At 66.3% G+C, this 21,244-nt stretch carries 15 protein-coding genes; 1 reads left to right on the top strand and 14 read right to left on the bottom strand.

Annotated features, from left to right (window positions below; translation table 11 throughout):
• Window positions 1-37: 37 nt before the first annotated feature.
• From ACYQ2U_RS01045 to ACYQ2U_RS00990, 12 genes are all read right to left on the bottom strand, one after another.
• The gene (locus tag ACYQ2U_RS01045; RefSeq protein WP_459948479.1) at window positions 38-694 is read right to left on the bottom strand and encodes an MBL fold metallo-hydrolase; all 657 of its coding nucleotides are present in this window, start codon (window positions 692-694) and stop codon (window positions 38-40) included.
• Window positions 691-2,592 carry a hypothetical protein gene (locus tag ACYQ2U_RS01040; protein WP_459948478.1) on the bottom strand — a complete coding sequence of 634 codons (1,902 nt, stop codon included), beginning with the start codon at window positions 2,590-2,592 and terminating at the stop codon, window positions 691-693. Before ACYQ2U_RS01040 ends, ACYQ2U_RS01045 begins: the two co-directional genes overlap by 4 nt.
• Before the next feature lie 88 nt (window positions 2,593-2,680).
• On the bottom strand, window positions 2,681-2,932 hold the full coding sequence (locus ACYQ2U_RS01035) for a YkgJ family cysteine cluster protein (RefSeq protein WP_459948477.1): 252 nt from the start codon (window positions 2,930-2,932) through the stop codon (window positions 2,681-2,683).
• 11 nt (window positions 2,933-2,943) lie between these two features.
• Window positions 2,944-4,176: a sigma-54-dependent transcriptional regulator gene (locus tag ACYQ2U_RS01030; protein WP_459948476.1), complete on the bottom strand. Its 1,233-nt coding sequence runs from the start codon at window positions 4,174-4,176 to the stop codon at window positions 2,944-2,946.
• A gap of 14 nt (window positions 4,177-4,190) precedes the next feature.
• Window positions 4,191-6,308 (bottom strand): sensor histidine kinase, encoded by a 2,118-nt coding sequence (locus ACYQ2U_RS01025; protein ID WP_459948475.1) that lies wholly within the window; start codon window positions 6,306-6,308, stop codon window positions 4,191-4,193.
• Window positions 6,305-6,943 carry a DUF4390 domain-containing protein gene (locus ACYQ2U_RS01020; RefSeq protein ID WP_459948474.1) on the bottom strand — a complete coding sequence of 213 codons (639 nt, stop codon included), beginning with the start codon at window positions 6,941-6,943 and terminating at the stop codon, window positions 6,305-6,307. The genes ACYQ2U_RS01025 and ACYQ2U_RS01020 overlap by 4 nt, the downstream gene beginning before the upstream one ends.
• Window positions 6,900-8,216: a 16S rRNA (cytosine(967)-C(5))-methyltransferase RsmB gene (gene rsmB / locus ACYQ2U_RS01015; protein WP_459948473.1), complete on the bottom strand. Its 1,317-nt coding sequence runs from the start codon at window positions 8,214-8,216 to the stop codon at window positions 6,900-6,902. Before rsmB ends, ACYQ2U_RS01020 begins: the two co-directional genes overlap by 44 nt.
• A gap of 137 nt (window positions 8,217-8,353) precedes the next feature.
• Window positions 8,354-9,088, bottom strand: coding sequence for a FecR family protein (locus tag ACYQ2U_RS01010; protein ID WP_459948472.1), 735 nt, complete (start codon window positions 9,086-9,088; stop codon window positions 8,354-8,356).
• Entirely contained in the window at window positions 9,054-14,036 is a 4,983-nt protein-coding gene (locus tag ACYQ2U_RS01005; protein WP_459948471.1) for a beta strand repeat-containing protein, read from the bottom strand. Before ACYQ2U_RS01005 ends, ACYQ2U_RS01010 begins: the two co-directional genes overlap by 35 nt.
• Window positions 14,037-14,147: 111 nt before the next feature.
• Window positions 14,148-15,818, bottom strand: coding sequence for a ShlB/FhaC/HecB family hemolysin secretion/activation protein (locus ACYQ2U_RS01000; RefSeq protein ID WP_459948470.1), 1,671 nt, complete (start codon window positions 15,816-15,818; stop codon window positions 14,148-14,150).
• 126 nt (window positions 15,819-15,944) lie between these two features.
• The gene (ptsP, locus tag ACYQ2U_RS00995; RefSeq protein WP_459948469.1) at window positions 15,945-17,681 is read right to left on the bottom strand and encodes a phosphoenolpyruvate--protein phosphotransferase; all 1,737 of its coding nucleotides are present in this window, start codon (window positions 17,679-17,681) and stop codon (window positions 15,945-15,947) included.
• Between the two features lie 13 nt (window positions 17,682-17,694).
• Window positions 17,695-17,964 carry an HPr family phosphocarrier protein gene (locus tag ACYQ2U_RS00990; protein WP_459948468.1) on the bottom strand — a complete coding sequence of 90 codons (270 nt, stop codon included), beginning with the start codon at window positions 17,962-17,964 and terminating at the stop codon, window positions 17,695-17,697.
• Window positions 17,965-18,111: 147 nt separating this feature from the next.
• Between ACYQ2U_RS00990 and ACYQ2U_RS00985 the strand changes: the two genes are divergently transcribed.
• A complete protein-coding gene (locus tag ACYQ2U_RS00985; protein ID WP_459948467.1) occupies window positions 18,112-18,735 on the top strand; it encodes a DUF2889 domain-containing protein in 624 nt (207 codons plus the stop codon).
• Between the two features lie 51 nt (window positions 18,736-18,786).
• On the opposite strand, the gene ACYQ2U_RS00980 is transcribed toward ACYQ2U_RS00985, so the two are convergent.
• Together ACYQ2U_RS00980 and gshA are read right to left on the bottom strand one after the other, a co-directional pair.
• Window positions 18,787-19,818, bottom strand: a complete 1,032-nt coding sequence (locus ACYQ2U_RS00980; protein WP_459948466.1) for an FAD:protein FMN transferase — start codon at window positions 19,816-19,818, stop codon at window positions 18,787-18,789.
• Window positions 19,808-21,112: a glutamate--cysteine ligase gene (gene gshA / locus ACYQ2U_RS00975; protein ID WP_459948465.1), complete on the bottom strand. Its 1,305-nt coding sequence runs from the start codon at window positions 21,110-21,112 to the stop codon at window positions 19,808-19,810. The genes ACYQ2U_RS00980 and gshA overlap by 11 nt, the downstream gene beginning before the upstream one ends.
• Window positions 21,113-21,244 lie beyond the last annotated feature (132 nt).

Below are 21,244 nucleotides of genomic sequence, written 5' to 3'. Positions count from 1 at the left end.
TTGCAAAACGGGTGGGTGCGCAGGTCGATGGGCGGGTTTAGGCACCATCGCCGACGTAGGGATTGGTCTGGCGCTCGCGGCCGAAGGTGGAGTTGGGACCGTGGCCGGGAATGAATTCCACCTCGTCGCCGAGGGGAAACAGCTTGCCGCGGATGGCGGCGGCCAGGGTGTCGAAATCGCCGTAGGGCTTGCCCTTGAAGTCGAAGTCGGTGCGGCCCACGGAGCCGGCGAACAGCACGTCGCCCACCACCGCCAGGCCCTTGCCGCGATGGAAGAACACCACGTGGCCCGGCGTGTGGCCGGGGCAGTGGAGCACTTCCAGGGTTTCGTTGCCGAAGCGCACCGTGTCGCCGTCCTGCAACCAGCGGTCCGGCGTGAAGGATGGAAAGACGGGAAAGCCGTAGAGGGCGCACTGCTGGGGCAGGTGGTCGATGAGGAACTTCTCGTCCTGATGGGGGCCCTCGATGGGCACCCCGCCCAGGCGCTGGGCCAGTTCGCCAGCGGCGGAGGCGTGGTCCAGGTGGCCGTGGGTGAGCAGGATGCGCTCCACGGTCAGGCCGTTCTTTTCCACGGTGGCGAGGATGCGCTCGATGTCGCCGCCGGGGTCGATCACCACGGCGTGCTGGGTGGCGTCATCCACCAGGATGGAGCAGTTCTGCTGAAAGGGAGTGACGGGAAGGACGGCGTATTTCATGGGGTAAAGGTCCACCAGGTGACGGCGGCCGCGCCGAGGACGGCGGCGGCCAGGAGGACGCGGCCCCAGGGGAAGGGCTTGTCCGCGTAGGGATCGGTCAGGGCCCGTTCGGCGCCCGGGGGAAGCTGGGCCAGGCCGGTGAGGGAGGTGCCAAAGGGAATGTTGATGCGGGCCCGGGCGTTGATGGCCCAGCCGTTGGCGTCCAGCAGCGGGCCCAGGTTGCGCCCGCGCAGCTTGAAGGCGGCGACGATCATGGCCGGGCCCGACACCGCCAGCATCAAGCCGGCCAAGGCCAGGGGCACCTGCCACCAGGCCAGGCCCAGCAGGCCCGTCACCAGGGACGCCAGGGCGGTGCCCAGGGCGCCCACGGCGAGGCCGATGGCAGCGAAGATGCCGGCGAACTTGCCCACGTCGAAGGCCTGTTGGGCCGGCGCCTTGGCTGGCGCGTCGACTTTCTTGGCCACGCCGGCGGCGGTTTCGGCCAGCTTGGCCTCGACCCCGGCGGCCTTGTTGGCGGCGATCTTCTGCAACTGTTCCGCCACCAGTCGCGCTAGGCGCTTGTAGGGCGACCAGAAAGCCTGGCGCAGACTGATGGGGTGGTCCACGATGCGGACGATGGTGGCGTCCCAATCCCGCCCCCGGCGGTCGTAGAACACGCCGTTGCGACCCACCAGCAATTGGTCGGCGTCGCCGGCGGTGAAGGCGGCGGCGATGGTCATTTTTTCCACGCCCGCCTCGCCCTGGCGCAGGCAGTCGCAATAGACCAGACACATGCGGGACAGGCCGGCCAGGGCGGCGTGCTTGGCCGGGTCGGTCACGGCGACGCACAACTCGGCGCTGCGGCCATCGAGATAGAGGGTGCCCAACTGGAAGGTGGCCCAGGACTTGGTGCCCGGCTGGCGGTTGTAGAAGTCGCGGAAGGCGACGAAATTGTTAGCCAGGGGCAGCAGGTCGCGCACGTAGCGGGCCAGCCGTTCCAGGTCGCGGGCGGCCAGCAGCTCGGCAGGGGGCTCGGTGGCCTGGGCCGGGTCCGCCGCCAGCCAGTCCTGGTAGGGCACGAAGGCGGCCTGGAGGGCGAGCCACTGGCTTTCCGTCAATTCGTTGCGGCCCAGGCCGCCGACCAGGGGCCGCGCCACGGCATCGGCAAAGGCGGCCACGGCGTCGGCCCAGGCCGGGTTGAGGCCGTCCTTCAGGGGCAGCGCGCGGCCCGCCTCGACGCGGGCCAGGGGCAACGCCGCCACGGCATCGGCGGCGCCATGGAGCAGGCCGGTGCCCAAAGCGCGCAGGGTGTCGGGGTCGGGATTGAGGGCCGCCGCGCCCTGGGGGTCGAAGGCGGCCAGGCGGCAGCGGGTGAAGTAGTCGTCGATCTTGGCCCGGACCTCCGTCAGGGCGGCGTGGGCGGCGGGGGTGTCGGCGCCGAGGGGCAGCACGTCGGCGCTTTGGCCCTGGGCCTGCCACTGGGCCTGGAGCCGGGCGCGGCAACGTTCCTCGGCGGCGGCGGCCTCGGCCACGGTGAGCAGGGCGTCCGCCGGTTTGCCCAGTTCCGCCAGCAGCGCAGTACCGGCGGCGGCCAGGGCGGTGCCGGCGGGGTTGTCCGCCAGGGCGGCCAAGGGCAGGCCGGGCAGGGACCGGGCCAGCACTTCCCGATCCGCCAAGCGTTCGGCGGCCCAGGCGATGGCGGCCAGCAGTTCGGCGGCGCGGATGTGGCCATCGCCGTCGCTATCGATCAGGGCCAGGGTACGGGCGTCAAACTCGATGCCGATGGTGGGACAGGAAAGGGCGACCCACAGCTTCTGGTCGAGCCGGTCGAGGGCCAGCAGGTCGGCGGCGCGGTCCAGGCGCACCTGATCGAAGCCGCCGGCGCGGAAGAAGCGCCAAGTATGGGATGTCGCGGTCACGATGGGTCCAGTGGGTGGTCGGGAAGACGAATGCTAGCAGGCTCCCCGGCCAGGGTCGCCATTGTCCTCCCCGCGCGGCACAGGCAGCTTACAACCCTGTCGGGAAAGGGGTTGTCGCCTGCTCCAGGGCCGTCAGCCAGGCCAGGGCCTGGTCCCGCTGTTCGCCGCACATTTCCGCCGAGGGTTGCAGCCCGCCGCAGCAGGCGGGCCGCTCGGGGCGTCCGAACAAGCGGCAGCGCAATTGCTCGTCCAGGTGGCGGCAGGGAACGCCGGCCGGCTTGTCCAGGCTGCTGATGGAGGGCGCGATGCAGCAGGCGCCGCAACCGGGACGACAGTCCATGACGGCCGCCGTCAACGCAGGCCCAGGTCCTTCAGCTTGCGGTAAAGATGGGTGCGCTCCAGGCCGGTCTTGTCGGCGAGGCGGGTCATGTTGCTGCCGTCGATGTTGAGGTGGTATTCGAAGTAGATGCGCTCGAACATTTCCCGCGCCTCGCGCAGGGGCAGCTCCAGCATTTCGGCGGAAAAGCCCGCCGGCGTGGCGTTGCCGCCGTTGGCCGGGGCGATCAGACGATAGACGTCCTCGGCCTCGATCTCCTCCGCCAGGGCGGACAGGGCCAGGGACTTCACCGCCGCCCGCAGCTCGGCGTAGCCGCCGGGCCAGGCGTGCTGGCGCAGGGCGTTCTGGGCTGCCACGGCGAGGCGGCGCGGCGCCACCTGTTCGGCTTCCACCAATTGGTTGAGCAGGTGGCCGGCGATGTCGGGAATCTCGTCGCGCAATTCGGCCAGGGCCGGCAGGCCCAGGCGGCCGGGGAACACCCGGGCCAGCAGGGCCTCGTCCCAACCGTGGGCGGCCAGGGCCGCGGCATCGGCCTCGGTGCCCACCACCAGGTGCAGTTGGTACTTTTCCAGGCGCTCGGCGGCGAACAGCAGGTTCTTGTGCTGCAAGCCCTTCAAGCGGGTCAGTTCCTCGGCGTAGATCACGCCGCCGCCGGCGGCTTCCAGGGTTTCCAGGGACAGGGGATTGGAATCGGCGGCCAGGTCGATCCAGGTCTTGCCCGGGGCAAGCAGGGTGCGGGCGGCCAATTCCACCAGGCCGCCGGGGGCGGAGCGGAGCAGGATGGCGGCACTGCCGGCGGCCACCTGGTCGAGACGCTTCTTCAGGTCCTTGAAGTGGGCGGAACGGGGAAAGGCCGCCAGGGACAGGCCGCCGACGGGACGACGACCGTGGTCCAGGCCCTGCTTCACCGCTGCCAGCAGCTTCTGCATGCCGATGGGTTTTTCCAGGAAATCCACGGCGCCGATCTTGGTGGCCTCGACGGCGGTGTCGATGGTGGCGTGGCCGGACATCATCACCACCGGCATGGTCAGTTGGCCGGAGGCGGACCACTCCTTGAGCAGGCTGACGCCGTCGGTGTCGGGCATCCAGATATCGAGCAGCACCAGGTCCGGTCGCCCTGCCTCGCGGATGCGGCGGGCGGCGGCGGCGTTCTCCGCCAGGAGCACGTCGTGGCCCTCGTCCCGCAGGATTTCGGAAAGCAACTCGCGGATACCGACTTCATCATCAACCACCAGAATTTTCGACATGATTCCTCATCACCTCAGATTGCTTCGTTATTCGCTTCATGCACCAGGGGCAGCTTGATGGCGACTTCCGCCCCCCCGGTTTCCCGGTTGGCGAGCCGGATTTCTCCGTTGTGCTCGTCCACGATCTTCTTGACGATGGCCAACCCCAGGCCGGTGCCCTTGGCCTTGGTGGTGACGTAGGGCTCGAAGGCCCGACTCAGGGTGGTGGGCGGAAAGCCGGGGCCGTTGTCGGCCACGGTCAGCACCGCCTGGGGCCCCTCGCGCCGGGTGTCGATCCGCACCTGGCCGCCACCGCTGTCCACCAGGGCATCCTGGGCGTTGGCCAGCAGGTTGTGGATCACTTGGCGCAACTGGTTGGCGTCGGCCCGCACCAGGGGCAGGTCCGGCGCCAGGTCGGCGTCCACCCGGGCGGCGGCGCTTTCGTACAGGCCCAGCACTTCCCGGATGAGTTCGTTGAGGTCCACCGGCGCCAGGGCCGGCGGCGGCAGACGGGCGTAGTCGCGGAAGTCGTTGACCATGGTCTTCATGGCTTCCACCTGATTGACGATGGTGCGGGTGGCCCGCTCCAGCATGTCCTTCTCGTCCCCGCTCAGGCGCTGGGCCAGCTTCATCTGCAAGCGCTCGGCGGACAGCTGGATCGGCGTCAGGGGATTCTTGATCTCGTGGGCGAGACGCCGCGCCACTTCGCCCCAGGCGGCGGAACGCTGGGCCGAGAGCAATTGGGTGATGTCGTCGAACACCACCACGTAGCCGCCGCTGGGCAGGGTGGAGCCGCGCACCAGCAGGGTCTTGGCCACGCCCTGGGGGAAGGCCAGTTCCAGTTCCCGCTGCCATTCGGCGCCCCGCTCGGCGAAGCCCTGGACCAGGGCCTGGGCGAAGTCCCGTTGACGCGGCCACTCGGCGAGGGGCAGGTCCTCGAAATGGGCCAGGTCGTCCGCCAGGATTTGCACCGCGCCCCGGTTGGCCGCGCGCAGGCGGAATTCCCGGTCGAAGGCCAGCACGCCGGCGGACAGGTTGGCCAGCACGCTTTCCAGATAGGCCCGCGCCGCTTCCAGTTCCGCCCGGTGGCGCTCGGTCTCGCGCCGGGCCTCCGACAACTGGGTGGTCATCTGGTTGAAGGAATGGGTCAGCACGCCCATTTCGTCCCGGGTGCGCACCGTGGCGCGGGGAGTGAAGTCGCCGGCGGCCACGGCCCGGGTGCCCTCGGCCAGGATCAGCAGCGGCTCGGCCAGGCGCCGGGCGAGGAAAAAGGCCAGGGCCACGGCGGAGAACAGGGCCATCAGCAGGGTGATGGTGAGGGTCAGGGTATAGACCCGCTTCAGACTGTCGCGGCCCAGTTGCAGGCCCTGGTAGTCGCGGTAGGCGGACTCGACGCTGTCGGCGCTGCGGGCGATGGCGGCCGGCACCGGCTGGCTCAGTTGCAGATAGCTCTCGCTGCCCAGGCCGCTGATCACCGGCACCAGGACGAACACGGTCATGCCCTGGCTGGCATCCCCTTCCACCCAACTGTTGCCCTGGCTCTGCCGGGCCTGGCGCAGCTGGGCCGTCGTCGGCAGGCTGGGCAACAGTCCCGCCGAATCGGCGCTGCTGCTGTAGGCCAGGACCTTGCCCGCGGCGGAAAACAGGGCCGCCGTCTGCACCCCGCCCTGTTCGCGCAAGCGGTTGAGTTGGGACAGGGCGGCATAGCCGCTGCCGTCGCCCAACTCCAGGGCCATGCCGCGGGCCTTGCCGCGCAGTTCGGCCTGGAGGTTGCCGAGCACGTTGCGACCGAGCTCCAGCCCGCCCTCCAGGGCGCTATCCACCCGCACGTCGAACCAGGAGTCGATGCTGCGCACGGCGAACTGCATGGACACGCCGTACACCAGGACGCCGGGCAACAGGGCCATCAAGGCCAGCATCAACAACAACCGCGTCTTGAGCCGGGAACCGAAGACGCGGCTGCGATACTCGCGCCACAACTGGCGCAATTGCACCGTCACCAAGCCCAGCACGGCCAGAGCGACGACGGCGTTGACCCCCACCAGCAGGGCGTAGTGGCGGGCGAACAAATCGGTGTTGGAGGTGGCCGAGGCCAGCAGGAACAACAGCAGGGTGCCGATCACCGCGGCCACCACGGTCATGGTCAGCCTCATTTGGCCTCCCCGGCGGTGACGGCGTTGACGAAGCCGGCGGCGGCCTGGGGCTGCCAGCGCAAGGTCTTGCTGGCGATTTCCCAATCCCGGTTGGCGAAGGCGTCCAGTTGGAAGGGCTTGGGCAACTGGTTACGGTCGAGGGACAAGCGCACCGCCGCCTGGTAGCTCTCGCCGCTCTTGAGGGCGTTCTTGTCCAGCACCGGCAGGGCGCCGACCCGGCCCAGGGCACGCAGGGCCTCGGCCAGGGTGTCGAAGTTGCGGTAGAGGGTGCCGGTGGCGAGGCGGTACTGACGGGTCAGGTGGTTGTAGGTCAGGCGGTAGGTCAGGGTGTGGCCGGCGACGTGTTCGTTGGCCCAATACCAGCGGTTGCGGGTCAGCTCGAACTCCAGGTTGAAGTAGAGGGCCAGACCCCGATTGACCGCGTCCTCCACCCGGTGGCCGAGATCCACGGTGAACTCGGCGGTCAGGGCGTAGCCGTCGTCGCTGGCCACCAGGCCGGCGCGCTGGGGTTCGATGCCGCCGGCGCTGGCGCTACCGACGCAGGCCAGCCAGACCGCCAGCACGGCCCAGAACCGCAGCAGGGGCCGCAGATCAGGCAGCGTGCTTTTCCAGCAGGGCATAGTAGAAACCGTCATGTTCGGCGTTGGGCATCAAGGGCGTTCCGAGCTGGGCGGGTTCCGGGAACAGGCAGCGGGCGTCCCCATGCCGGGCCAGGAAGGCGGAAATCTGTCGGCCGTTTTCCGCCGGAAACAGGGAACAGGTGCAGTAGAGCATTCTGCCACCCGCTGCCAGCAAGGGCCACAGGGCATCGAGAATTTCGCCCTGGGTTGCGGCAAATCCGTCGGCGTCGCCGGGACGGCGCAACCACTTGGCGTCCGGGTGGCGACGCACCACGCCGCTGGCGGAACAGGGCACGTCGGCCAGGATGCGGTCGAAGGGACGGCCATCCCACCAGTCCGCCGTGCGGCGGCAATCGACCACCTTGACCTCGGCCCGCAAGGCCAGGCGCTCCAGGTTCTCGTCGATGCGCCGGGCCCGTTTTGGATCGGCCTCCAGGGCCAGCAGGTCCGTCGCCCCCCGCTCCAGCACGTGGGCGGTCTTGCCGCCGGGAGCGGCGCAGGCATCCAGCACCCGCATGCCGGGCTGGGCATCCAACAGCAATGCGGCGCGCTGGGCGCCCAGATCCTGCACCGATACCCGGCCCTCGAAGAATCCGGGCAGGCGATCCACGGCGACGGGCTTGGTCAGCAGGATGCCGGCCTCCTCGCCACGGGGTTCGGCGTCGATGCCGGCTTGTCCCAGGCTGGCCAGATAGTCGTCGCGGGAGCCCCGGCGCAGGTTCACCCGCAGGGCCATGGGCGGGTGGCTGTTGCCCGCCGTCAGCACCTGCTGCCAGTCCTGGGGATAAGCCTGCCGCATTTGTTCCAGCCACCAGCGGGGATGCTGCCAGCGAGCCACCTCGTCGCCCTCGGCGGCCGCCGCCAACTCGTCGCGACGACGCAGGGCATTGCGCAACACGGCGTTGACCAGACCGCGCAGATGGCCGCCCGCCATGGCACCGGCGGCTTCCACGGCCTGGTTCACCAGGGTGTGGGTATCGTCGGAACGGCTGTCCAGCAGATGCAGGGTCACCAGCAGCAGACCATGCACTTCCGCCGCCTTCAGTTTTTTCTGTAGCAGTTGCCCGAGCAGGAAGTCGCCCCGGCCGTAGGCGCGCAGGGTGCCGTACACCATGTCCATCACGTTGGCCCGCTGGCTTGGCGCCAATTGGGCCAGGGCCGGCGAGCCGTCCAGGCTGCGGCCACGGCCCACCTCGGCGACGATGCATGCCGCGGCATGGAGGGCGAAGGCCAGGGAATCCTCGGCGAGTCCGGTGACGGAGCGGGAACGGGCGGGACGAGGGGGCAAGAAATCAGGCTTTCGACGAAGGTGGACAGGGCGGATTCTGGGACTTCGCTGCGGGAACTGCAAGCCGGCAACCGGGCCAAGCCGGCCCGCTCCCCGACCGAGAGATCAATCGGGAAGGTAGCCGTGCGAATACGGACTCAGAAAGTGCACTCGCTGCCGCCGTTCTTGCCCACGCCCTGACCATTGCCGTTGTTCTGACGGATGCTGGGTGGCAGGGGTATCGGCTGGACGGCCTGTTGCGGCGGCACCAGCACCGGCGGCGCCGTGGGGGTGGGCACGAAACCGAACTGGCCCGGATTCACCAGGATCTGGCCGGCCGTGTTGGTGACGACGACGGCCCCCGAGGTCACGTCCACGTGCAGGCCGTTGGCCGGCGCCTGCCCCCCCGGCATGGGGACGCCGGCGCAATCGTTCTGGCAGAGCAGGGCACCGAAGTGGGTGCCGCGAATACCGATGGTGGCGGTGGGCGTGGTGAAGGTGACGTTGTCCTTGTTGCGCTTGCCGATCGCGCCGGTCACCGCGCGCAGGCCGCCCTTGACCAGGTTCAGCACCGAGCTGTCGGCGGCGGGCTTGGCCTCGTCGTAGGCGTAGGCTTCCACCTTCAGTTGACTGCCGGGCCGCAGCACCACCTCGCCGCCGTCCACGAACTTGATGCGGGCGTAGGTTTCCTGCTCGGTGGTCAGCAAATCGCCGCTCTGCACCTCCGACTTGACCGACAGCAGCTTGCTGCTGCCGTCGGCGCGCTTGACGGACAAAGTGCCGGACAGGTGGGTGACCACCCCCGCCCCCGCGCCCCAGGCGGCGGCGGAGCACAGGAGCAGGAGCCCCGTCAGCAGCCTAGCTGCACTGGTTCTTGGGTTTCGCTTGGCCATTGTTCTGGTCTTTCGATGTCGCGTTGTTGGTGGAGTCCTGCTTGTCGTCCTTGCCGTCGTTGTCGCCGAAGCTGTCGCCGTTACCGCCGTTACCGCCGCTGCTGCCGCTATTACCACTGCTGACGCTATTGCCGCTATTACCATTGCTGCCGCTGCTGCCCCCCTTCCCCAGGTTGTTCGGGCTGGTGACCGAATTGAGGGTATTGGTGATGGTGCTGGTGACGGTATTGCTGGCAGCGGTGGCGGCGCTGTTGCCGCTCAAGCCATAGACCAGGGACAGGGTGCTGCCGCTGGCGACGGTGCCACTGCCGATAATGCCGGTATAAAAACCGCTGCCGCCGGCCACGGTGTCGGTGGTCTCGCTACCGTCGATGTACACACCACCATCCTTGCGTTGAGGGAAGTTGATGTGGATCGTGGCTCCCTGGGCGCCAGTACCGCCATACACCGTGGATGTACTTTGCTGGCCTGCGGCCTGATCGTTCACATACAGGCTGGAACCGCTGCCCTGTAGGTTGAAATAGACGTCGCCGCCGGCCTGGACCGAGGCGCCGTCGTTGATGCGGATGTTGCCGCTGGCGGTGACGGTGGTCTTGCTGGCGGGATTCACCGTGCCGGAGCCGTTGATGCCCCCCACGAGTTCGGAGCCGGAACCCGTTAGGGTGATGTCGGCGCCCTTGACGGTCAGATCGCCCCCGGATTTCAAGCTGCCCCCACCGCTCAGGCGGATGTTGCCGCTGGCCGTGGCCTTGAGGCTACCGTTGTAGGCATGCAAATAACCGTTGTCGATATTGATGGTGGTCGCATCCACCGTCAGGTCGCCGCCAGTGGTCAGATAGGCGCCGTCGGACACGGTGAGGGTGGCGGCATTCAGTGCCACCTTGTTCAAGGCCGACCAGTTCGCGCTGGTGCCGAAGGTAAGAGTGCCGTCGGTGCCGACCTTCACCAAATTGTCCGTACCGGCGATCTGGATGACACTCACCCGATCCAGGCGTAGGTCACCGGAATTGCGGAAGTCCACGCTGAAGCGGCCATTGCTGCCGAGACCACCCTGGCTGGCGTAGTCCTTGAACAGGATGATGTTGCCGGTATCCGTGCCGAAACCGGAATCATCGGTATTGCGTACCGAGATGCCGCCGTAGGCCGGCGTCGCCGTCACCACTGTGGGCGTGCCCGCGCTGATGTCGTCGACGCCGACAGCGGCCTTTAGCACGCCAGCCACCTTGGAAACATTGGTATCGACGCTGATGGCAATGCCATTGGCGCTACCGCCGTATTGGCTGGTCAGGTAGATCTTGTCGGCCGTGACGTTGGTGTCGCTGCCGTTCTGGTCCAGGATCGCACCATAGGCGGTGATGTAGGCGCCGTAACCGGCGCCGCTGTAGGCGGTCAGAGAACCGAGGCCCACCTTGCCGAAATAGGAACGGACGCGGGCGTCCTGCCCGGCCCTGATGGTGACACCGCTACTCATCAAGATGTCGTTGCTGAGTAGCAAGGAAGACACCGAACTGCTCAGCGCGGACAGGGAGCCGATGAACACGCCGCCACGATTGTTGGTCGTCGCATCGGAGCTGATGTTCACCGCGCCGTTGGCCTGGATGTTCACCGTGGCCGTCCCGCTGAGGGAACCGATGATGACCGGACTGCCGGTACCGCCAATGAGGTCCACGCCACCTTGGGTGGTGATGCGAATATTGGCGCCGTTCTTGCCGCCAATGTAGGCGGCGGTTGCCGGCACGCTGTCCTCGTCCAGGTTCTGACTGCTGCCGCCCTTCATATAGAGGCTGCTGGCAGTGTTGTAGAGATTGATCTGCTGGTTCGATCCGCCGAGGCCGGCGCCGCCGTAGGCCGCCGCGCCGCCGTAAATGGACAGGGAGTTGGCATACACGTAGCGTGTCTTTGTGCTGGCATCGGCCAAGGTGATGGAAGCCTCGTTGCCTTGGCTGACACTACCGCCGCCATTGCCGCCGTAGAGAGTAACGCTGGGCCGATAGGTGCCGCTCGTCTCGGGATGCTCGCCGATCTGTTGGTTGCCCATACCACCATTGATCTCGGCCCGGTTGTTGGCGCCGTAGCTGCCGCCGTACAAGGTCAGCTTGCCGCTGCCGGTGCCCTTGAAGGTGATCGACTGGGAACCGCTACTGGCGTTCTGGCGAATCTCGGCGTAGTTGCCCGTGCCGCTGCCGCTGGTGATGCCGTAACCGCCATCCATGCGCAGCTCGCCGCCGCTGCCGTTGATTTCGATGATCTGGGTGCCGTTGGCCACCACACGGCCATAGTTATTGCTCAGGGAGAACGTGGAAACGTTGTCCATCACGCCGCCGCCGTAGACCCGGATCTGATTGGCAGAGAGGGTCTGGGTGCCGCTCAGGGACTCCACCGTCGCCCCGGTATTGCTGATGGTGCTGCCGCCATAGACCCGAAGCTCGCTGGCGGCCTTGAGCGTCTGGTTGCCGCCGGCCTGGACCAGGGCGGCATGGGTGCTGCTGCCCTTGATCTCCATCTTGCCGCCGGCATTCCAATCCATGACGCCGCTGCTCTTGACGGTGCTGCCGGCAACGGTGATGTCGCTCCCGGCGGCCCAATCCATGGAAGCCGCGTTAACGGTGGCATCACTCACGGTGATCGTCCCGACACCCGTGTTCAAGGCATAGGCGGTAGAACTGCCAAAGCCGCCACCATTCCATCCCGCGCGCACCGTCATTTTCCCCGTCGTGGAAATGCCGCTGTCCGTGCTGCTGTCCGGAGCAAACTCGATGCCTCCACTGGCGTAAAAACCCACATCCCCGACATAACTAATACCTTTCGGCACCGTCAAGCCGCCACTCGAGTTGGCGAGCGTTGCGCCATTCAGGGTGACCCCACCGGTAAATGTGGTCGTGCCAATACCGATGTCCAGCGCCCCCGGACCCGTGATGGTGGTGCCATAAAAAGTTCTCGCCCCGCCATGGACCTCGGTCAGCTTTACCCGGGCGTTATCGGCAATGGAAACCGAGCCATCAACCGTGCCGGCGTTCTGGAGGGAGAGAATCGCGCCCCCATCAACATTCGTTTTCCCTGTGGACGATTGGTTATAAAGCGCCTCGAAGGCGGTACTCGACTTGATGATGACGGTACCGTCATTATTGAAGACGCCGCTATCACCGGTTGACTCGCTATAGATGGCAAAACCCGAGCGATCATTGCTGGTGAACGTCCCCGTGCTCTTGTTGTTGAACGTTGCCGCCTGAGGGTTTGTCGAGGGTATCGGATTCGAATCCCATAAACGAATCTGGGCCTTCCCCCCCAGGGATACGGAGCCGAAGTTATTCCAGGTTTTCCCGCCCAATACGTTGACATTGGTGCGATAGTTAAGCGCGCTATCGCTACCAAAATACAGATCGGTATTGGCCGTGGTCGTGATGCTTCCGCCCGCATTCAAGTCAAGCGTGAGGTTACCCTTGGAACTCATGAAGGTAATTCGGGATGTATCAGCGCCATCACCAAACACGATGTTGTTAACAACATTGAAGGTGAGGCTGCTCGGGCTCGAGTCAGCGTCACGATACGTACCGATATCCACGCCCGCGTTAATCGTCAGATTGTCTGCTTGATAGACAATATTGGCACCATATAACGCATGATTGATGTCGGAATCAGTCAACACCGACCCGGCGTATGAAGCCGTGCCGCTATGGATGATCGTCACGTCTGTCGGATCGAGCAGCCAGGTGCCGCGCTCGCCCTTCGCCGCCAAGGCATTGACCCGCATCCCTGATGCATACAAAGTCTTGTGGCCGGATGTTTCGACAAAGCCGCCGTCGCCGCCGTTCGCGCCCCCTTGGACGGAGACCTTGCCCCAGGCAGTGGTCGTGTCATTGGACCAAAGGATGACTTTGCCACCATCCCCGTTATCGGTGGCATCGGCCTTGATGGTGGCACCCGCGCCAAAATACGTGTTTTCGGCGTTTTGTATCGCGGCGTTTTTGCCCTGATAGTCACCGCCGATCAGCACCGTGCCGCCGCCGGTGCTACCCGACGCATCGATCGTGGCGGCGTCCGTAACCGTGACACGATTGCCGAGCACTTCCACCTGACCACCCTTGGTGCCCGTGGTCACAATCCGCCCATTGCCATCCACGTAGGCGTCCTGACTGGCCTTGAGGAAAACCCGGCCGCCCTCTTTCACCACGCTGCTGGCGTTGAGGGTGCCGCTGTTGCGGACCAGGACGCCGGCCATGCCGATGCGCCCGGCTTCGGCCAGGATGGTGCCCAGGTTGGTGGCGCTGCCCTCGCTGCCGGTGATTTCCACCTTGACTCCCGGCGTGCCGGTGTCCACCAGGGACACGGTCTGGCCGGCGGCAAGAATGGTCTCGCCGTTGGGCGTGACGATGGTGCCCAGGTTCTCCACCTTGGGCGCGATCAGGTACACCGAACCGCCGCTGGGGGTAGTGATGGTGCCTTCGTTCCGCACCGTGCCGGCGCCGGGCGTGGCGTCGAACAGCAGTTTGCCGGCAAGGAAGTTCTCGTTGCTGATGTTCAGGGTGGAGGCAACGAAACTGCCCACGTCGATCTTGGCACCGGCGCCGACCATGATGCCCGCGCTGTTGACGATCCAGACGTTGCCCTTGGAACTGATGGTGCCGGCGATCACCGTCGGATCGACGACCAGCTTGCCATTCACCATCATGCCCACCACCCGGTTCAACACCGAACTGCCGGCGGCCTGGTCGAAGATCAGGGTTTCCCCTTTCAATACCGACAGGGCACCCCAGTTGATGATGGCGCCGTTGCTGTTCACCACTGTCGTGACGTTGCCGTTTTGGCTGTAGGTGGCGGAACCCGCCACCACGTTGAAGTCCACGCCGCCGCCTTGGGCGGCACTGCCGAAGCAAGTGGCCAAGGCCAGGGGGAGCAAGCGCAAGCGACTGCGGATTTGACGGCGGTGCAGGGGATGCACTGGTTTCATGGTGTTCTCGACTCCCACGGGAGTTCTGGGCAAGGGGTTTAGGCGGCGTTCAGCCAAAGGGCCAATTTATTCGCAAAAAGCAAGATGGGGCAATGACTTAGGACACGGGCATCAAAAGCTGTAACTGAGACCGAAATGGGCTCGCCAGGCGGCATCCACATAACCGACGGTAGTGGCGGAGAGGGCGGCGCTATGCAGGATGCGGGCCCAATCGAAGCGGGCGGTGGTGCTTTTGCCCAGGGCGTAGCGCAGGCCGAAACCGGCGCTGGCCAGGGAAATCCGTTCGTTGGGGGTGCCGTTGGCCGGCGCGACGACACCGGTCTCGTTGACGTAGCTGGCGTTGGGGGTCAGGGTGTTGTAACCGTTGGCGACGTCGAGGAAGGTCAGGGCGCGGACGGTGCTGCCGGCGGCCATGTCCCCCAGCAGCGGGGCCAGGTCGGGGGAGTACAATTCCAGGTTGGCGACGAAGCCGCTGTCGGCGGTCAGCACCCGTTCATTGAAGCCCCGCACCGCGCTATAGCCGGTGAGGCTGAACTGGTCCGAGGCCGGCAGGGGGTCGGCGCTGTACTGGCCGCTGACGGCGCCCCGGGCCATGCCGCCCCAGTCGAAGGCGTAGCTGAGGCTGGCGGCGCCCTGGAGGCTGGTGAAGTTGCGCTTGCCCGCCCGGTTGCCGGCGGCGTAAACATAGCGCCAGTATTCCTGCTGCTCGCCCCAGGCCGTGTTGTATTGCAGGCCAAGGCTGACGTCGGCCGACCACTGGGGCTTCTGCCACTGGCCGGAGTAAGTGACGGAGGCCACCCGTTCCAGGGTGGCGACGCAACCGGCGGTGATCAAGGGGGCGCCCGCGGAACGGCAGGGATTGAGCTGGTTCTTCTGGTCGAAACCGAACACCAGGCGCGAGGTGTATTCCCCCTGGCGCGCGAACAAATGGTTCCAGCGCACCGCCGCGACGTCGCCCTTGCCGTTCATGGCCAGCACGCCGCCCGGGGCGATGACGTTGGCCGACATATTGATGGAACTCCAGCCCAGGATCACGTCGAGGCTGTCGCCCAACTCATAAAAGGGCTTGCGGAAACCGACGCTGACCACTTCCAGGTCCACACCCTGGGGTGCATCGGGGGAAGTGATGTAGCCCAGGGTCAGCACCTCGTCGCTGCCGAGCAGGTTGGCGTCCCGATAGGCCATGCCCAGCCGGTATTGGCCGGTCTTATCCTTGTCGCCGGTGTTGTCCAGGGTGAGGATGATCTTTTTCGGATTGTCGTCCTCCACCTGGACGCGGGCGTCCACCTTGCCCTCTTCGTCGCTGACGGCCAGGGTCACATCCACCTGTTTGGACGGATTTTCGTTGGCCAGTTGCACGTTCTCGGAAATCCGGCGCAGATTGGGTGCTCCCCCTGCCTGTAATTGGGGCAGGGAGCGGCGCAGGTTGGCCTCGTCGAAATAGCGGTTGCCACGTAGGCTGACCTTGCCGATGGCCATTTCCACCACGTTGATCCGCACCACGCCGGCGGTCAGCTCCTGCTCCGGCACGTAGACCTGGACCGTGCCGTAACCCAGGCTGCGGTAGCGGTTCTCCAGGGCCTCCAGGGCCTTCTGGATATCGCCATAGACCTTGCCGCGGCCAACGAAGGGCGCCACCAGGGCGTCCGTTTCCGCCGCCGGCAACAAGGTATTGCCTTCCACCTGGAAGCGGGCGATATCGAAGCGCTCGTCATCGGCCTGGGCCAGGGGCGCCAGCATCGCCATCAACAGTGACAACCAAAACCGTTTGTTATTCTTCATTACCCATCCCTACCGGCCCGGCCGCGACCATCGCGGCGAGCACCGGCCTATTCTCGACAAAGACGTCACACAAGCGTCACACGCCCCGGACGGCATAAGCAATCCGCGGGCCACGGCCTGGATCGCCTAGAGCTTCTCCAGGCCCTCCCTGATCCGCTCCGATTCCTCCATGCGCAACAAGCGGGCGACCTTGCCCGTCAGCTTGTTGGCATCCGCCATCAGGATCTGATGCTTGATTTCCAGCAACTGGGCCGGATGCATGGAGAAATTACGCAAGCCCATGCCCAGCAGCAGCCGGGTCATGCGCGGATCACCGGCCATTTCGCCGCACACCGAGACCGACAGGCCGGCCCGCTGGCCGGTCTGGATCACCAGGGAGATCAGGCGCAACACGGCCGGATGAAGGGGATCGTAAAGATGGGCCACCGCCTCGTCGGTGCGGTCGATGGCCAGGGTGTATTGGATCAGGTCGTTGGTGCCGATGGAAAGAAAATCCAAGCGGCGCAGGAAAGGCCCCAGGGCCAGGGCGGCGGCGGGCACTTCGACCATGCCGCCGATTTCGATGGCTTCGTCGAACTTGATCTTGGCCGCCCGCAACTGGGCCTTGGCCTGGTCGATCAGGACCAGGGCCTGGGCCACCTCGGTGGCATGGGCCAGCATGGGAATCAGCAGGCGCACCTTGCCGAAATGGGAGGCGCGCAGGATGGCGCGCAACTGGGCGAGGAAAATCTGCGGCTCCGCCAGGCAATAACGGATGGCGCGCAGCCCCAGGGCCGGATTGGGCTGGATGCGCTCTGCGCCGCGCAGGGCCTTGGCCTCCTTGTCGGCGCCGATGTCCAGGGTGCGGATGGTGACGGGCTTGCCGCCCATGGCCTTGGTTACGGTCTTGTAGGCCTCGAACTGCTCGTCCTCGTTGGGCAGGTCGTCCCGGTTCATGAACAGGAATTCGGTACGGAACAGGCCGACGCCGTCGGCCTCCACGGCCTTCACCTCGGCCATGTCCTGGGGCAGTTCGATATTGGCCTGGAGGGAAATCTCGACGCCGTCCAGGGTGGCCGCGCGGGCGTTCTTGAGCCGCTTGAACTTGGACCGTTCCAATTCCAGGGCGGTCTTTTTCAGCCGGTATTCCTCGAGGATGCGCTGATCGGGATCGATGATCAGGGCGCCCCGGGTGCCGTCCACGATCAGCAGATCGTCGTCCTGGATCAGGGGCCGGGCGTGGTGCATGCCCACCACGGCGGGGATCGCCAGGCTGCGGGCGACGATGGCGGTGTGGGAGGTGGCGCCGCCCAGATCGGTGACGAAGCCGCCGATACGCATGCTCTTGAACTGGATGGTGTCCGCCGGCGACAAGTCGTGGGCGACGACGATCAGGTCCTCGTCGCGGCCTTCCTTGCCGCGCTTGGCCAATTTGCGCGGCTTGCCGAGCAGGGCCTTGATCACCCGCTCCACCACCTGCACCACGTCCTGCTTGCGTTCCCGCAGATAGGGGTCGTCGAATTCATCGAACTGGGCCACCACCTGTTGCATCTGTTGCACCAGGGCCCACTCGGCATTGCAGCGGCGGTCGCGGATCAGGGCCTTGGACTCTTCCACCAGCATCGGATCGGCCAGGATCATGGTGTGCAGGTCGAGGAAGGCCAGTAGTTCCGAGGGGGAACCGGGGGCATCCGCCTCACCGCGCAGGGCCTCCAACTCGGTCTTGGCCAGGGCAAAGCCCTCTTCCAAACGGGCCACTTCCCCTTCCACGTCCTTGTCCCGCAGCTGGTACTGGGCCACCTCCATGATGGCGTGGGAGACCAGGTGGGCACGGCCGATGGCGATGCCCTGGGAGACGGCGAGACCGAAAATGGAAAAGGTCATGGTGGCGGCGGTCCTATTCGCCTTCGCCGAACTTGTCGGCAATCAGGGCCAGAATGGCGTCCAGGGCTTCCTGGTCGCGCTCGCCGGCGCAGTCGATGGTCACCGTGGCGCCCTTGCCGGCGGCCAGCATCATGACCCCCATGATGCTCTTGGCATTAACCCGGCGACCATTGCGTTCCATCCATACCTCGCAGGGAAAGCTGCCCGCCAACTGGGTCAGTTTGGCCGAGGCGCGGGCGTGCAAGCCCAGTTTGTTCACGATTTCTGCATCTGCTTTTGGCACGAATCCTTCCCCCTGACCCGAAATTGTCCACGTTGACCCCGGGATTTTGCCTGATGGAGGCCGGCTCTGCATGGGCGGCCGGGGTAGAGTGTGAGAATATTCGGGATTTGTTGCATTGCATCAGTCGATAAGAAAAACGGAGACAACATGCCCCTGAGCCCCCCCTCCCCACGGGACCCCATCCATCACCGCGTCGTCGAGTGCCAGGGTTTCCGCCGCGCCGACGGCCTGCTGGAAATCGACGGCCACATCACCGACATCCGTCCCTTCCCCTACTATGGCCACTGGAGCAACGAAGTGGTCACCGGCCAGCCGGTGCATGAAATGTGGCTGCGCCTGACCATCGACGCGACAAAAACCATCGTCGCCGTGGAAGCCGCCCTGGACCACACCCCCTTCCCCACCTGTCCCGACGTGGGCGCCCACTACCAGCGCTTGGTGGGCCTCACCATCGGCCCCGGCATGGGCAAGGACATCTTTGAACGGGTTGGCGGCACCGAGGGCTGTACCCATGTCACCGGCCTGATCCAGGCCATGGCCACCACCCTGTTCCAGGCCATGGCCTCGGAAGCCCAACGGCTGACGCCGGGGGACGAGACCCTGGAGGGGGACGAGCTGCTGCGCAAGCGCATGCGCAAGGTGGGGGACGCCTTCGCCAACTCCGCCGCGCCGGGCTATCCCCTGCTCAACACCTGTTATTCCCATTCCTCCACCAGCCCGGTGGTCAAGCGCCTGGCGCCGGAATACCACCACCCCGAAGGGGAGGACTGACCCGCCGGGCGACGGGGCCGGGGGGGGCCCTACGGGGTCAAGCCCGCCGACTCAGGGCAGCACGTCCACCTTGAGGTCGGGCGGATCGAAGCTGAGCCGGGCGCGGAATGCCGCGGTCACCTGGATGCGGCCGTCCGCCGCCACCCGCAGGGCCTGGCTTACCCCCAGCTTGGCCGCCAGGCGGGGCCAGTCGTCGCCGGCGATGAACAGGGGCTTGCTGGCGGCGTCGGACCACATGCCGGCCTTGGGGCCGGGCGGAATCAGCACAGACAGGGACTCGCTGGCGGTGGCCGGCACGCCGGTACGCGGGTCGATCAAATGGCTGTAGCGGCGGCCATCCAGTTCAAAGTAGCGCTGGTAGTCGCCGGAGGTGCCGATGGCCTCGCCATCCCGCAACTCCAGGGCCGCCAGGGGATTGGTGCTGCGCGGATGCTGCAAGCCCACCCGCCAGGGTTTGCCGCCCTTGCTGCCCAGAGCCATGATGTTGCCGCCAATGTTGACCAGGGCATTATTGACGCCCTGCTGGCGCAACAGGGCGGCCGCCTTGTCCAGGGCTACGCCCTTCAAATAACCGCCGAAGTCGAGGGCGACGGCCCGGTTGCGGCTGCCGATCATGCGGCCATCGATGCGCAGGTCGGCAACGCTGGGATGGGCGGCCTGCAAGGCCTTGAGCTTGGCCGGGTCGGGCAGACGGGGCTTGAAGGTGTCGTCGTGGAAGCCCCACAGCTCCACTAACTTGCCGATGCCCGGGTCGAACAGATATTCGCCCTGGCGGGCGAAATCCGCGGCCTCGGTGACGAAGGCCTCCATTTCCGCCGTCACCTCGCGGGGCTTGCCGGCGGCGATGGCGTCGTTGAGGGCGGTCAGTTCCGAGGGTTGCCAGGCGTGGTAGGTCCGGTGCAGCCGGTCGAATTCCCGCAGCACCGCGTTGGCGGCGGCATCGGCCTTGGCCTCGTCCTCGCCCCAGACCAGCACCTGGACCCGGGTGCCGAAGACGAAGGATTCCTTGCTGACCAGGGGTTCGCGGCCGCAGCCGGCCAGGGCCAGCAGCAGGGCGGCCAGGAACAGGAAACTAGGCCGCATCGGCGATGTCCGCGGGCTGGCTTTCCTCCAGTTCCAGGGAGGCCGCCAACAGGGCCAGGCGGGCGACCACGCCGTAGGCGTAGAAGCGGTTGGGCGGCGCGTCGGGCTCCAGGCAGACGTCGGGCAGGGAACAACAGGTCTCGAAATCCAGGGGCTTGAAAGTCATGCCCGGCGCGTTGAGGTTCTCGTCGATGCCCCGCGCCGTGTTCACCCGGTAGAAGCCGCCCACCACGTAGCGGTCGATCATGTACACCACCGGCTCCGCCGTGCCTTCGTCCACCCGTTCGCAGGTGGGCACGCCTTCCTGGATCAGCACCTGGCTGACTTCCATGCCTTCCTTGATCACCGCCATCTTGTTGCGTTGCTTGCGGTTGAGGCCCTTCACCTCGCTGGCGTCGCGCACGGTCATGATGCCCATGCCGTAGGTGCCGGCGTCGGCCTTGACGATGACGAAGGGGTCAGCGTCCACCTCGTATTCCTTGTAGCGCTGACGCACGCGGTTCAGCACCATGTCCACATTCGCCGCCAGGCATTCCTCGCCGGTGCGCTCGTGGAAGTCCACCCCGTCGCAGACGCCAAACTCGGGATTGATACGCCAGGGATCGATGCCGATGTGGGCGGCGAAGTCCTCGGCCACCCGCTGGTAGGCGGCGAAATGGCGGGATTTGCGCCGGGTGGCCCAGCCCGCGTGGAGGGGCGGGATCACGAACTGCTCGTGCAGGTCCTGCAACAGGGCCGGCACGCCGGCCGACAGGTCGTTGTTGAGCAGCACGGCGCAGGGATCGAAACCGTCCAGGCCGAGGCGGCGACCGCCGTTGCCCAGGCGCTTGAGGGGTTCCAGCACCAGCTGCTGGCCGTCGGGCAGGTCCAGGGTGGTGGGCGCGGTGATGTCCGGCAGCAGGGAACCGATGCGCACGTTGAGCCCGGTGCGGCGCAGGATGGCCGCCAGGCGGGCCACGTTCATCAGGTAGAACTGGTTGCGGGTGTGGTTTTCCGGCACCAGCAGCAGGTTGCGGGCCTCGGGGCAGATTTTCTCGATGGCGGCCATGGTCGCCTGAATGCACAGGGGCAGGAAGGCGGGGTTCAGGTTGTTGAAGCCGCCGGGGAACAAATTGGTGTCCACCGGCGCCAGCTTGAACCCGGCATTACGTAAATCTACCGAGGCGTAAAAAGGTGGGGTGTGCTCGTTCCACTGGCTGCGCAGCCAGTGCTCGATGGCCGTGGCGCTGTCGAGGAATTTCTTTTCCAGCCCCAGCAGGGGACCGGTCAAGGCGGTGGTGAGATGGGGAACCATGGGTTCTCGATAAACCAGTGTTCTGGAGAGCGGCGATGTTACACCAAGGCCCAATACCAACCTGGCCCATGCCGGGGCTGGCAGCGGGTAGAATCCGCCCCTTCGCCCGCCCCTGCGGCGGGCCGCCATCAT

This window comes from Denitratisoma sp. agr-D3 (assembly GCF_054658675.1).
This window is presented reverse-complemented; position numbering and strand designations above follow the sequence as displayed.